Annotated in this window: 9 protein-coding genes; 4 read left to right on the top strand and 5 right to left on the bottom strand. The window is 68.8% G+C overall.

Translation table 11 applies throughout. The features are described from left to right. The first annotated feature begins 120 nt into the window (after positions 1–120). From WFL22_RS03535 to rpsT, 4 genes are all read left to right on the top strand, one after another. Positions 121–1,926, top strand: coding sequence for an amino acid transporter (locus tag WFL22_RS03535; RefSeq protein ID WP_336991796.1), 1,806 nt, complete (start codon positions 121–123; stop codon positions 1,924–1,926). A gap of 60 nt (positions 1,927–1,986) precedes the next feature. Further along, complete coding sequence (locus tag WFL22_RS03530; protein WP_336991492.1) at positions 1,987–3,081, top strand: sensor histidine kinase; 1,095 nt, start codon at positions 1,987–1,989, stop codon at positions 3,079–3,081. Next, positions 3,078–3,767, top strand: coding sequence for a response regulator transcription factor (locus tag WFL22_RS03525; protein WP_336991490.1), 690 nt, complete (start codon positions 3,078–3,080; stop codon positions 3,765–3,767). Before WFL22_RS03530 ends, WFL22_RS03525 begins: the two co-directional genes overlap by 4 nt. 236 nt (positions 3,768–4,003) lie before the next feature. Further along, complete coding sequence (gene rpsT, locus WFL22_RS03520) at positions 4,004–4,264, top strand: 30S ribosomal protein S20 (protein WP_017885049.1); 261 nt, start codon at positions 4,004–4,006, stop codon at positions 4,262–4,264. A gap of 173 nt (positions 4,265–4,437) precedes the next feature. On the opposite strand, the gene holA is transcribed toward rpsT, so the two are convergent. From holA to WFL22_RS03495, 5 genes are all read right to left on the bottom strand, one after another. Next, positions 4,438–5,445 carry a DNA polymerase III subunit delta gene (gene holA, locus WFL22_RS03515; RefSeq protein WP_336991489.1) on the bottom strand — a complete coding sequence of 336 codons (1,008 nt, stop codon included), beginning with the start codon at positions 5,443–5,445 and terminating at the stop codon, positions 4,438–4,440. A 9-nt stretch (positions 5,446–5,454) separates the two neighbouring features. Next, the gene (locus tag WFL22_RS03510; RefSeq protein ID WP_336991487.1) at positions 5,455–8,061 is read right to left on the bottom strand and encodes a ComEC/Rec2 family competence protein; all 2,607 of its coding nucleotides are present in this window, start codon (positions 8,059–8,061) and stop codon (positions 5,455–5,457) included. 134 nt (positions 8,062–8,195) lie between these two features. After that, entirely contained in the window at positions 8,196–9,296 is a 1,101-nt protein-coding gene (locus WFL22_RS03505) for a ComEA family DNA-binding protein (protein WP_336991486.1), read from the bottom strand. A gap of 292 nt (positions 9,297–9,588) precedes the next feature. After that, the gene (leuS, locus tag WFL22_RS03500) at positions 9,589–12,108 is read right to left on the bottom strand and encodes a leucine--tRNA ligase (RefSeq protein WP_336657451.1); all 2,520 of its coding nucleotides are present in this window, start codon (positions 12,106–12,108) and stop codon (positions 9,589–9,591) included. 143 nt (positions 12,109–12,251) lie between these two features. After that, on the bottom strand, positions 12,252–13,562 hold the full coding sequence (locus WFL22_RS03495) for an anthranilate synthase component I family protein (RefSeq protein ID WP_336991485.1): 1,311 nt from the start codon (positions 13,560–13,562) through the stop codon (positions 12,252–12,254). Positions 13,563–13,569: the final 7 nt, after the last annotated feature.

The following is a 13,569-nucleotide window of genomic DNA, read 5'->3' as shown; positions in this document are numbered from 1 at the left end:
CGGCGCAACGCCGGCAGCGTACGCCGCTGGCTTCTCGGCGACAACGCCGAATCGCCGGGCAGGCAGACGGGCCCCCACGGCCAGCCCGAGGAGCACCGCCGCACCCACTGGCTGCGCGTCATGTGCCTCACAGGCGTCGACTACTTCTCCACCCTCGGCTACCAGCCCGCCATCGCAGCGCTCGCCGCAGGTGCCGTTGCCCCCATCGCCACGATCGTGTTGGTGCTCGTCACCCTGCTCGGTGCGCTGCCCGTGTACCGCCGCGTCGCGAAGGAGAGCCCGCACGGCACCGGCTCAATCTCGATCCTGGCAAAACTGCTGCCCCGCTGGCGCGGCAAGCTTGTGGTGCTCGTGCTGCTCGGCTTCGCAGCAACAGACTTCATCATCACCATCACGCTCTCCACCGCAGACGCCACCGCGCACCTCATCGAGAACCCGTTCGCCCCGAAAGCACTGCACGGACAGCAGGTGCTCGTCACTCTCGTGCTGCTCGCTGCGCTCGGCGCCGTGTTCCTGCGCGGCTTCCGCGAAGCGATCCGCCTCGCCACAGCGCTGGTGGCGGCCTTCCTCACACTGAACCTCGTGGTGCTCATCGTCGCCATCGGACACCTGGTCTCCAGCCCCGTCGTGATCACCGACTGGTGGACCACCCTCACCACGCAGCACGGCAACCCGATTCTCGTCGTCGCCGTCGCGCTGCTCGTCTTCCCCAAACTCGCTCTCGGACTCTCCGGCTTCGAAACCGGCGTCGCCGTCATGCCCCAGATCAAGGGTGACGCGAGCGACACCGAAGCAAATCCTGAGGGGCGGATCCGCGGCGCGCGTCGGCTCCTCACGACGTCCGCGCTCATCATGAGCGGCTTCCTCATCACTTCTTCTGTAACCACGGTGGCCCTCATCCCAGCCGCAGAGTTCCAGGAAGGCGGGGCCGCAAACGGGCGCGCACTCGCCTACCTCGCGCATGCCTACCTCGGCGAAGGCTTCGGAACCGCCTACGATCTCGTCACCATCATGATTCTCTGGTTCGCAGGCGCCTCGGCGATGGCCGGGCTGCTCAACCTGGTGCCCCGCTACCTTCCCCGCTACGGCATGGCGCCTGCATGGGCGCGAGCCACCCGACCGCTCGTGCTCGTCTTCACCACGATCGCGGTGATCATCACCATCATCTTCCAGGCAGACGTCAACGCACAGGGCGGCGCCTACGCAACGGGTGTGCTCGTGCTCATCACCTCCGCGGCAGCGGCTGTCACCCTCGTAGCTCGCCGCCGCAAAGAGCGCGCAGCAACCATCGGCTTCGGCATTGTGACCGCGGTGTTCCTCTACACCACAGTCGCGAACATCATCGAACGCCCCGACGGCATCAAGATCGCCCTCTGCTTCATCATCGGCATCGTCGTGGTGAGTTTCATCTCCCGCATTGCGCGCTCCACCGAACTGCGCGCCACCTCGGTGCGCCTCGACACCGCAGCCGCCGAGTTCGTCGAAGCGTGCCCCGAGGGCGCGCTCAGGCTCGTCGCCCACACCCCGAACGACATCAGCGCGAAACGCTATCGGGCCAAGCTCGAACACGCTCGGATCGTGCACGGCCTGCCAGACGACGACGTGCTCTTCCTCGAGATCGAAATCGCCGACAGCTCTGACTTCGAAGGCGAACTGCTCGTCGAGGGTGTGGAACGCCACGGCTACCGGGTGCTCACCGCCCGCGGCAGCACGGTGCCGAACGCCATCGCGGCCATCGCCCTGCACCTGCGTCGTGAAGTGGGCTGCACCCCGCACGTCTACTTCCGCTGGACCGAAGGGCACCCACTGCACCACCTGATCCGCTTCCTGATCCTCGGCGACGGCGAGATCGCCCCGATGACCCGCGAGGTGGTGCGCGAAGCCGAACCCGATGTCACCAGGCGACCCTGGGTGCACGTCGCGTAACAGCCCGCTCGCCGCAGCACGGCATACAGTGGAGGCGTTGACCAGGGAATCGGGGATCGGATGAGCGTGCAGCGTGGAGTGAGCCTCAGTCGCCAGCTCGGCGGATTCGCGCTCGCCATCGGCGGCGGCCTGCTGCTGCTCATCCCCCTCCGGTCGCTGCACGGCCCCGAGACGATCACCGTCGAAGTGCTGAGCTACCAGCTGCTCGTCGTCGCCGTTGCACTCGTCGGCGGCATCTGGCCAGCACTCACCGCCGCAGCCTTCTCGGGGGTGGTGCTCGATCTCGCCTTCATCGCGCCCTACCGCGACATCACCATCGCCGACCCGATTCACCTACTTGTGCTGCTCATGCACGTGGCCATTGCGGTGCTCGTCAGCTTCGTGGTGGGCCGCGGCGCGCGCACCCGGCGGCGGCTGGAGGCAACCGTCGACGAATTCGAGACGGTCACCGGATCCGATCGCTTGCGCGGAGCACTGCTCTCCGCACTGAGCCACGATCTGCGGCGCCCCCTCGCCTCGGCAACGGCCGCCGTCGGAGGCCTGCGCGCGACGGGATCCGCGCTTTCCGATGGGGATCGCGCAGCGCTCCTCGAAACCGCCGACGAAAGCCTGGCAGCGCTCAGCACCCTCATCACCGACCTGCTCGACGCAAGTCGCCTGCAGTCGGGAGTGCTCGCAGTGGCTGAGATTCCGTGCGACCCCGCCGAGGTGATCCTGCCAGCGCTCGACGAACTCGATCTCGGCCCCGGACAGGTGCGACTGGCCCTCAAACACGGCGACAGCCTCGTCCGCTGCGATCCGGTGCTGCTGCAACGCACTCTCGTCAACCTCATCGCGAACGCGGCCCGCTACACCCCCGAGGGCAGCCTCGTGCTCATCGAAACCATCGCCCTCGACGCCCGCATCGACATCCGCATCGTCGATGAGGGGCCTGGTATTCCCGCCGACCGCTTCGAACAGGTGTTCCTGCCGTTCCAACGACTCGGCGACACCGACAACACCACAGGCCTCGGGCTCGGCCTCGCCCTGTCGCGAGGCTTTGTCGAGGCGATGCACGGCGAGCTGCGACCCGAACAGACACCCACCACAGGCCTCACCATGATCGTCTCGCTGCCCGCAGCAGACACCCCATCGCACCCGGAGGCGAACTCATGAACATCCTCATCGCCGACGACGACCCGCAGCTGCTCCGCGCGCTGCGCATCACCCTCACCGCCAAAGGCTACGACGTGCTCACCGCCGCAGACGGTGCCGAGGCAGTATCGCTCGCCGCCGATCACCGCCCCGAGCTCGTGCTGCTCGACCTCGGCATGCCGCGGCTCGACGGCGTCGAAGTGATCCAGGCCATCCGCGGCTGGTCAGAGGCCCCGATCCTCGTCGTCTCCGGCCGTGCAGGTGCCGACGACAAAGTCGAAGCGCTCGACGCCGGTGCCGACGACTACGTGGTGAAACCCTTCTCAATCGAAGAGCTGCTCGCGCGCATCCGGGCGCTCACCCGCCGCCAAGCCGGGCAAGAACCAGCCCCCATCGTGCGCTTCGGTACCGTCACCATCAACCTCGCAGCGCACACCGCCATCGAGGCCACTGCGGGCGGCGAACAGCGGATCCGCCTCACCCCCACCGAGTGGCAGATCATGGAACTGCTCATCCGCAACGCGGGGAAGCTTGTCACACGGCAGATGCTGCTCAGCAGGATCTGGGGCACCGAGCACGCGCGCGACACCGGCTATCTGCGGCTCTACCTCTCACAGCTGCGCAAAAAACTCGAACCTGACCCTTCGAGCCCGCGATACCTGCTCACCGAGCCTGGCATGGGATACCGGCTGCAACTCGACGCCTGACACCTCGAACGAGGGGTCACTTCGGAGGGTCACGGCACAGACGGCGGGGCGACGCGTGGCGGGGCGACGCGCCGCGATCCGCCACGACACGAACCTCCTCTGCGCGGCCTTCTCAAAAGCCGATCTGCTAGACTTGGTTCTTGGCTTGCGTGTGGTGACATCCACACAACCCGCAAGGTGCCCTCTCTCACCGCGCGGAACAACCGTAAACCTGTATTTAAAGGACACTATTCAACGTGGCAAACATCAAGTCGCAGATCAAGCGCATCAAGACCAACCTCAAGGCGACCGAGCGCAACAAGGCCTACAAGAGCGAGCTCCGCACCGTCGTGCGTGCAACCCGCGAGGCCATCGCTGCCGGCGACAAGGCTGTGGCCGAGCAGAAGCTCGCCCTCGCCAGCAAGAAGCTGGACAAGGCCGTCTCGAAGGGCGTCATCCACAAGAACCAGGCTGCGAACCGCAAGTCGAAGCTCGCCACCCAGGTGGCCGCGCTCTAAGCGACAGCTTCTTCAGCAGTTTCACGAAAAGACCCCGCCGCGGCGGGGTCTTTTCGCGTCCCGGGCGGTCCCGGGTCCGCTCAGTCGGCCCCTCCGTGCCGAGTCGGCCTGCTTGTAGCGCGATTCGGGGGCCGAGTCGATAGCAACAGGTCTACTCGATGCGCGAGCGCGAGCTACCGGCCGCGCTTCGCAACGAACAGCAGATACTTCTCCAGGGCATACTCGGGGTCGCGGCTGCCACCCTTGAGCAGCCACTCGGTCTCGGCAGCGAGATCGATGCAGCGCGCGAGATCCTCCTCGCGCCAACCACGCACCTCGCGCAGCGCGCGATCCACCTGCCACGGCGCCATGCCCAGCTCCTTCGCGAGCTGACCGCCCGATCCGACGGCGCCATACACCCTCGCCATCGCCCGCACCTTCATGTTGAGCGCGGCGAGCATCGGGATGGGGTCAGTGCCTGTCGACAGCGCCTGACGCAATAGCACCAGCGCATCGGCTGCACGGCCGGCCGTAGCCGCATCGGCCACCTTGAAGGCATTCGTCTCGACACGCCCCTCAGTGGCGCGGTTCACTTCTTCCTCGGTGATGCGCGACCCGGCGTCTGAGACGAGCTGCGCGCAGGCGCCCGCAAGCTCGCCGATGCCGCCCGAATAGGCCCCCACGATCATGCGCAGCGCGCCCGGGGTGATCTGTGCGCCCAGGCGGCGAAACTCGGCCTGCGCAAACGTCAAGCGATCCTGATCCTTCTTCACCTCGGCGCACACGACTTCGATACCGCCGACCGTTCCCCCACGCACCGCGTCGAGCAGCGCCTTGCCGCGCTGCCCACCCGCATGCCGCAGCACGAGCGTGGTGTCGTCTGCCGGCTCGGCGATGTAACGCTTCGCGTCTTCGATGAACGCGTCGGAGCACTTCTCGACGCCCTCGACCCGGATCAGCCGCGGCTCGGCGAACAGCGACGGGCTTGCAATAGTGAACAGCTCACCCGCCGTGTAGGAGGCGGCATCGACATCGTGCACCTCAAGCTCGTGATTGGCATCGAGCAGCGCGGCGCGGATCGCCTGGGCGGCACGGTCGGCAAGGAAAGCCTCCGGCCCACTCAACAGCACCACCGGCGCGGGGCGCGCCTCCGTCCAGTCGAGCTGCGGGATCTTGCTCTTCGCTCCTCGTGCTGCTGCCACCCCTCAAGCCTAGTCGCCCCGCGCTGCGGCAGGCGCAGCGCGTTCGCCCCAGACTCGGAGCTTGCCGGGCTCGCCGCTGACCGCGATCGAACCGTGCGTATCGGTGCGCAGCGGGCGTGAGCCTACGAGGGCGAATGCGTCGAGTGTCTCGGCGACCGGGTGGCCGTAGCTATTGTCTGCCCCAACCGAAACGAGCGCGAGTTCAGCTTCCACCGCGGCGGCCAGCGCCGGATCCTGATCCCGGCTGCCGTGGTGCGCCACCTTCACCACTGCCGCGTGCAGATCGGCGCCGACCGCGCGCAGCGCGCGCTGTTCGTCTTCGCCAGTGTCAGCGAGAAGGAGCACTGTCGCTGCTCCCGCACGCACCCGCAGCACCAGACTGGCGGCGTTGGTGTCGCCTGGCGTGCTCCCGTGACGCGGGGCGAGCACTTCCCAGGCGAGACCGACACCGCCGCGCTGCCCAGCAGCGCCCACCCGGTAAGGGATGCCTGCGGTGTGCAGCTTGTCGAGCAGCGGCCTGCTGCCGCCGTCTTCCTGTGCGTTGGGCGCTATGAGCGCGGAGTCGGTGTGGCTGACCACCTCACTCAGCGCGCCCACGTGGTCGCGGTCGTCGTGAGTGAGCACGAGCAACGCGATACGAGACACTGCGAATCGGTCGAGGCAGGCCCGCAGCAGGCGCGGCTCATCACCGGTGTCGATGAGCATCACCGTGCCGGGGTCAGCGGGATCGCGCAGCAGGATCGCGTCACCCTGACCCACATCGCAGGCCACGACGAACCAGTCGCTCGGCGTGCCGATCCTCTTCACCGCCGGAGCGACAAGCACAGGGCCCGAGAAGGTGCCCCCAGCGGAGCAGAGCAGCACGGCCACAAGCACGCGCGCACGCAGCGAGAGTCGTCGCCGCGCAAGCCACGGCCGACGGCCGGATTGCCGGTCTTCGGGAAGCGCGAGCCTCCGCGTTGCGAACGCCCAGGCGAGGAGCAGCACCAGCTCGATCGCCGTGAGCAGCAGCGCCCCGGGGCAGCCATCCGGCCAGGGCCAGCGTGCGAACGGCAGCCCCTCGGTGATCTCGGCGGTGGCCACGATCCACCGCGCCGGCAGGCTTGCAAGCCGCACAGCCGCGGCCCCCGCGTCCGGCCACCACGGGAGCAGCAGGAGGGCGTGCAGACCGAGACCGGTGCCGAGCGGAGCGGCGGGGCCGGCGATGACATTGGCGAGCACGCCGACCGCTGGGATTCCCGGTTGCAGCAGCAACAGCAGCGGCCCGCAGGCGAGCTGAGCCGACAGCGCCACCGCGATCGGGAGCAGCATCCAGCGCGGGATCGGCAGAAGTCGTCGCAGTCCACGTTCGAGCCCTGGCACGAGCAGGAGGATCCCGGAGGTCGCCGCCACAGACAGCGCGAACCCGGGTTGCAGCGACTGCCAGGGGTTTGCAAGCAGCATCACGAGCATCGCCGCGCCCAGCGCGGGAAGAGCCACGGCCTGTTTGCCGCCGAACCGGGAGAGCAGCACGACGGAGGCCATGAGCGCGGCACGCTGCACGCTTGCGTCGGGGCCGACGATGAACAAGAATCCGGCGAGTGCGGCAGCCGCGACGACGATCCGGGTGCGGCGCCCCGCTCCCAGCATGGCTGCGCACCACACCACCGCACCGGTGACGAGTGCGCAATTGGCCCCCGACACCGCAACGAGGTGCGTCAGCGAGGTGTGCTGCATGCGCAGTTCGAGTGATTCGTCAACGAGGGTGGTGTCGCCCACCGCCAACCCCGGCACCAACGCAGCTCCTGGCACCGTCTCAGCGGCCTCACGTAACCCGCCCCGCAACTCGGCTGCCGCCCGGCCCGCCATCTCCAAGACACGCGCCGGCCCGGGCACCCCAGCTGCTGGGCTCGCTTCACTCACCCGGACCCCGTACGCAGCGGCTGAGCTCGGCCCGAGTGAGACCGGCACCCCGCGCACCACGAGCCGAGCGCCAGGCGCCCACTGTTCGCCCCCAGGAGCGGCCCCCTGCAGCCACAGCACCACAGGCGCTTCTCCGCCGGGAACACGCACACCGGCCGCGACCCAGCCCGAGAAGCTGCCGGGCCCCGCACCCGCGGCGGGCCCCGCAGACCCCGCAGCTCCCTCAGACCCCTCAGGCCCGGCATACCCGGCTGCCCCCGAACCCCCCGCACGATCCGCACCATCCGCACCATCCGCACCATCCGCACCATCCGCACCATCCGCACCATCTGAACTGCGAGTGTGCGGGAATCCACGCAGCACCACCTCCAGGTCGACTGCGGAGCCGTCGTCTGCCGCCGCAGCGAGGTGCGGATCGGCACGCGCTCGCTCGCCCGCCTCAACAGCAGCGCCCAGAAGCACCAGCGCAGCGCAGAACACCGCCCCGTAGCTGAGACCGGCTCTGCCGAACTGCCGGAGCCGCGCCAGAGTTCCCCGCCCTGCCTGCGGGAGCCCGGGCCGAGTGCCTGCAAGCACCAGCAGGAGCACGCCGGCACCGCCCGCAAGCAGGGCGACCACCCGCCCGGAGCCTGGGTGCCCGATCGCGAGGGCCGCCACCACCCAGACGAGCAGGGCGGGGGCGAACAGCCGCCAAGTACCCGGTGGGGAGCGCATGCGCGCACCGGCCTGCGCTGGCGCGTCGCCAAACGCGCACTTCTCTGGCGACGCAGTGCTGCCCGCCGCGACGAGCTTCGGTGGCCTTCCTTGATCGAGACCGCTGGCGCGCGGAACCGGGCTCGGATGGCCGCTCATACGCGCAACCGCTCTCGCATTCCGTCGAGAATCTTCGCTCCGATGCCTGGCACTTCAAGCAGTTGATCAACGCTCGTGAAGCGACCGTTCGCGGCCCGCCAGTCGAGAATGCGCTGGGCGAGCGCCGGCCCGACTCTCGGAAGCGTTTCGAGGGTGCCAGCGTCGGCGGTGTTGAGGTCGACCACCGCGGGCGCGCCGCCATCTCTTGCCGCACCGCCGACCCCAGCTGCACCGCCGCTTCCGGTCGCAAGGGCGCCTGGCATCGCCCCATCTTGCACCTGCTGCGCGTTGGGCACCACGATCTGCTCGCCGTCGACAACAGCGCGCGCGAGGTTCACCGCCGACAGCGCTGCAGTCTCCGAAGCGCCTCCGGCAGCTTCGATGGCCTCGGCCACTCTCGCGCCGCTCGCCACCTCGATCACTCCGGGGCGGGCCACCTCCCCCACCACATGCACGAAGATCCGCTGCGGCCCCGTCTCACCGCCCCCACCGGACCCGGTGCCAGCGCCGGCCCCCGCGCCTCCCACCGGCTTCGAAGATCCGCCCCCGTCCACAGCACCCCCATTACCGGCAGCACCCCCGGAAGCAGCGTCATCGCGCAGCTCGGTGCCCGTATCGGCGCTGGCGAGATCGACCCCCGTGCCTCCCGGCTGCAACGCCGCAACGGCGATCGCGATCAACACTGCAACCACCAGCACCACCGCGCCCGCCAGAACCGGCACCGACACCGCATGCCTGATACGACGCCGCAAGCTCGGCGTAGGCTCGCGCTCGAGTGCCGCGGGAGCTCCTCGCGCCGCTCCCGCTTCAGGGGGCTGCTCACGCCACAGACCCCGTTCCAGCACCGCCTCTGAACGCCACCGCTCGCTCGGCCCTGCGGGCTCGCTGCTGCGCCCCGCGGCCCACCCTTCACCGGGCGGCGACTCGGATCCGCTCACGTCTACCGGAGTGGTCGCAGCGTGCTCCGGCAACCCCGGCACCACCGCCTCTGCCAACACCACCGGCACCGCCGTCGTCTCGAAGGCTCCCGGCGGCTCGGGTACATGCCACGAGCCGTGCCGCGGCGACCCCGATGTGCTCCCCTGCAGTTGACTCATGCGCCCACGCTAGGCGAGTGCGCCCACCCCTGAGCATGCCCCGCAAGCATCTGTGGAAAAGTCGGGTCATAACCGTGACACTCCCCCACTGTGAGCGAAGTCCCCGCGGCCGAAGCCACTCAGGCCCTCACGATCCCCCACATCACGAGCCCAACACCAAAACCCACGAAGCAAGGCCCTACAACGACTCGTGCCTGGAGCGCTATCCCAGAGATAGCGCACCAGGCACGAGTGCAATCCCAGCGAGCGGCTATTCCCGAGCGGCTATTCCCGAGCGTCCACACCGCTCCGCCTACTTCGTGGCGATGCTCACGATCTTCGGCACGCGCACGACCACGTTGACGATCTCGCGGTCGCCGATGGCGCGCTGCACGGCGGCGGAGGCACGGGCGGCGGCTTCTGCCTCGGCCTCGGTAACTGAGGCAGGCAGCGTGAGGCGATCTCGCACCTTGCCGTCGACCTGCACCACCATGGTGACCTCGGCTTCGACAAGCAGCGACGGGTCGGCTGCCGGCCACTCGACGAGCGCCACCGTGGGCTCGTGGCCAAGCTTCGCCCACATGTCTTCTGCGGCGTAGGGCGCGAACAGCGAGAGAATCACCGCGATTGCTTCGGCCGACTCGCGCACTGCAGGGTCTGCGACGCCGCAACCGGAGTCGATGGCCTTGCGGGTGACGTTGACCTGCTCCATGAGCCGGGCGACCACCACGTTGAACTTGTACGCTTCGATCAGCCCGGGTGCGTCGGCGAGCAGGTGATGAGTGTGCTTGCGCAGCGCGGCGTCGCCGCCTGTGAATGGCACGCCGACGGGCGCCCCGGCGGTCTCGATGTCGTCGGCGATGCGCCACGCACGCGCCAGGAACTTCGCCGAGCCCTGCACCGACACGTCTGCCCAGTCGATGTCGTCCTCAGGCGGGCCTGCGAAGGCGAGGGTGACGCGCAGCGCGTCGGCGCCGTGCTCTCTCAGCTCCGAGGCGAACTCGACGAGGTTGCCCTTCGACTTCGACATCTTGGCACCGTCGAGCAGCACCATGCCCTGGTTGAGCAGCGCGGTGAAGGGCTCCTCGAAATCGAGGTAGCCGAGGTCGTGCAGCACCTTGGTGATGAAGCGCGAGTAGAGCAGGTGCAGGATCGCGTGCTCGACGCCGCCGGCGTACTGATCGATGGGCCCCCAGCGCTTCGCGGCTGCCGGGTCGAAGGCCTGCGTGTCGTCGTTCGCCGAGAGGAACCGCAGGTAGTACCAGGAGCTGTCGACGAAGGTGTCCATGGTGTCGGGGTCGCGCGTCCAGCTCTCGCCGGTGACAGGGTCGACGACGGTTGCCCACTCGGTTGCGGCGCCCAGCGGCGACGAGCCCTTGGGCTTGAGGTCAAGCCCTTCAGATGAGGGCAGCTCGACGGGCAGCGCCGACTGCTCGACGGGCTTCATCTCGCCGTCGGCGCCGTGCAGGATGGGGATGGGGGTGCCCCAGTAGCGCTGGCGCGAGATCAGCCAGTCGCGCAGACGGTAGGTAGTGGCGGCGCGGCCGGTGCCGCGCGCTTCGAGCACCTCGATCGACTTCGCGATCGCATCAGCCTTCGCAAGGCCGTCGAGCTCGGCGGAGTTGATGAGGGTGCCGTCGCCCACGAGCGCGATGCCGCTCTCTGCGGGGTCGGGCAGCTGTGCACCGTCGGCGTCGCGCACATCGAGCACGACTCGCACGGGCAGTTCGAACTTGCGGGCGAAGTCGAGGTCGCGCTGGTCGTGCGCGGGCACGGCCATGATCGCGCCGTGGCCGTAGTCGGCGAGCACGTAGTCGGAAGCCCAGACGGGGATGCGCTCACCGTTCACGGGGTTGACGGCGAAGTGGTCGAGGAACACGCCGGTCTTCTCACGGTCGGTGCTCTGACGCTCGATCTCGGTCTGCTTCTGCGTCTGCTCGAGGTATGCCTGAAACTGCATACGAGCCTCGGGCGAGGCTCCGGCTGCCAGTTCGGCGGCGAGATCGGAGTCGGGAGCGACCACCATGAAGGTGGCGCCGTGGAGGGTGTCGGGGCGGGTCGTGAAGACGGGCACCTTCTCGGCGCGGCCCTCAATCTCGAACTCGACCTCGGCACCGCGCGAGCGACCGATCCAGTTGCGCTGCATGTTGAGCACCTTGGCCGGCCACTGCCCCTCAAGCTGGTCGAGGTCGTCGAGCAGGCGATCCGCATAGTCAGTGATGCGGAAGTACCACTGGGTGAGCTTCTTCTTCACCACAATGGCACCCGAGCGCTCGGAGGTGCCGTCGGCGAGCACCTGCTCATTGGCGAGCACGGTCTGGTCTACCGGATCCCAGTTGACCCAGCTCGCCTTGCGGTAGGCGAGTCCCTTCTCGTACATCTTGAGGAACAGCCACTGGTTCCACTTGTAGTACTCGGGGTCGCTCGTGTGCAGCACGCGGCTCCAGTCAAACGACGGCGCGTAGATGCGGAACGACGCCTTCTGCTGGTCGATGTTGGCGTAGGTCCATTCGCGCGGGTCGACGCCGCGTTTGATCGCGGCGTTCTCTGCGGGCAGACCGAAGGAGTCCCAGCCGATGGGGTGCAGCACGTCGTAGCCGCGGCCGCGCCAGTAGCGGGCGAGCACGTCACCGAAGCAGAATGCCTCGGCGTGGCCCATGTGCAGGTCGCCCGAGGGGTAGGGGAACATGTCGAGCACGTACTTGGCGGGGCGGTCGCTGTCGCCGCTCACTTCGAAGGGCTTCAGCTGGTCCCAGACCGGCAGCCACCGGTCCTGGATCGCTTGGAAGTCGTAGCCTTCGGCGTCTCGCGCCTGCTGCTCGACTGCGCCCACCTGGCTGCTCGCTTGCCGCTCGCTCACACACACCTCGATCTCGTTCTGGATCGCCCGCTGCCGCGGGCTCGCACATATTGTTCAAGACTACCGCGGATGCGGCGTGCGATCGGTGCTCCGGCCTGCGGGGCGGCCACGGTCGGCTATGCGGTGGCGCAGGAGGCGAGTGCGGCTAGGACCGGGGCTGCTTTGAGGTGCTTCTCTGCTGTTTCTCGATGCGGATCGGAGTCGGCGGTGACCCCGCCCCCGGCGCCCACCAGCGCGACGCCCTTCCCCGCGCTTCCGCGCAGTTCGATGCTGCGGATCGTCATGGCGAGTTCGGCGTCGCCGCTGTCGGCGATCCACCCGAAGCAGCCGGAGTAGAGGCCGCGCGGCCCTCCTTCGAGGGCGCGCAGAATCTCGACGGCGCGCCGCTTGGGTGCGCCGGTCATCGAGCCGCCGGGGAAGCACGCGGCGATGGCATCGAAGATGTCGTGGCCTGCGCGCAGTTCGCCGCTGATGGTGCTGACCAGCTGGTGCACATGCGGGTGGGTTTCTACCCGCAGGAAGCCTTCGACGGCCACGGTGCCGGTTGCGCAGACCCGACTGAGGTCGTTGCGCATGAGGTCGACGATCATGAGGTTCTCGGCGCGCTCTTTTGGGTCGTTCGCAAGCTGCGCGGCGAGGGCGTTGTCGGTTTTCGGGGTGGTGCCGCGGGGCCGGGTGCCTTTGATCGGGTGGGTGAAGATGCGCTGCCCACGCACGCTGAGGAAGCGTTCGGGGCTGGCGCTGACGAGCGCCCGCTCCCCCGCAACGATGACGCCGCCGCGCACGGCACCGCCGCTCTCGCGAAGCCGCAGGTAGAGGTCGAGGGGGTCGAAGTCGCCGCTCGCCTGGGCGGTGTCGGTGAGGCAGAGCACGTAGGCGTCGCCGTCGCGGATGGCGGATCGACACGCCTCGACCTCCGCGGCGTACTCGGCGTCGCTGCGCCGCCACGCACCGGCGTGCTCACCCGCACAGGCGTGCACGGCGCGGTCGGACGAGGCGCAGGAGTCGAGCAGGGCGGCGAGCTGCGCGGTGTCGCCGCGGGCTTCGACGGTGCCGCGCTCGTGGTCGATAGCCAGGACGCCGTCGAGGCGCAGTGCCAAGGCGGGCGGCGCGGGATCCGCTGCGATCCCCGAAATCGGGTCGAGGCCGAGCAGTGCCAGGCCGAACTCGTAGCTCAGCGCGACGGCCCACCCGGATTCCAGCCCCGGCGCCATGACTCCCCCCGGGGCGGCGCGCAGCCCCGCCAGAAACTCGCGTTCCAGACCGGACTCGGCGATCCGCAGTCCTGCCGCCACCCCGAGATAGCTCACCCGGGGTTCTCCGGGGGCTGCGGCTGCCCCGTCGAACCAGGCCCAGGGGCGGCCGCTTGCGGCGAGCACGCGCGCGATCTCCGCTGCGTCGCTCGGCCAGGCTTGTCTCCCCGTCACCTGACCA

The sequence above is a fragment of the Leucobacter sp. VD1 genome, from assembly GCF_037150695.1.
Taxonomy (GTDB): domain Bacteria; phylum Actinomycetota; class Actinomycetes; order Actinomycetales; family Microbacteriaceae; genus Leucobacter.
Note: the sequence above shows the minus strand (reverse complement) of the source record. Positions and strands in the feature narration are given on the sequence as shown.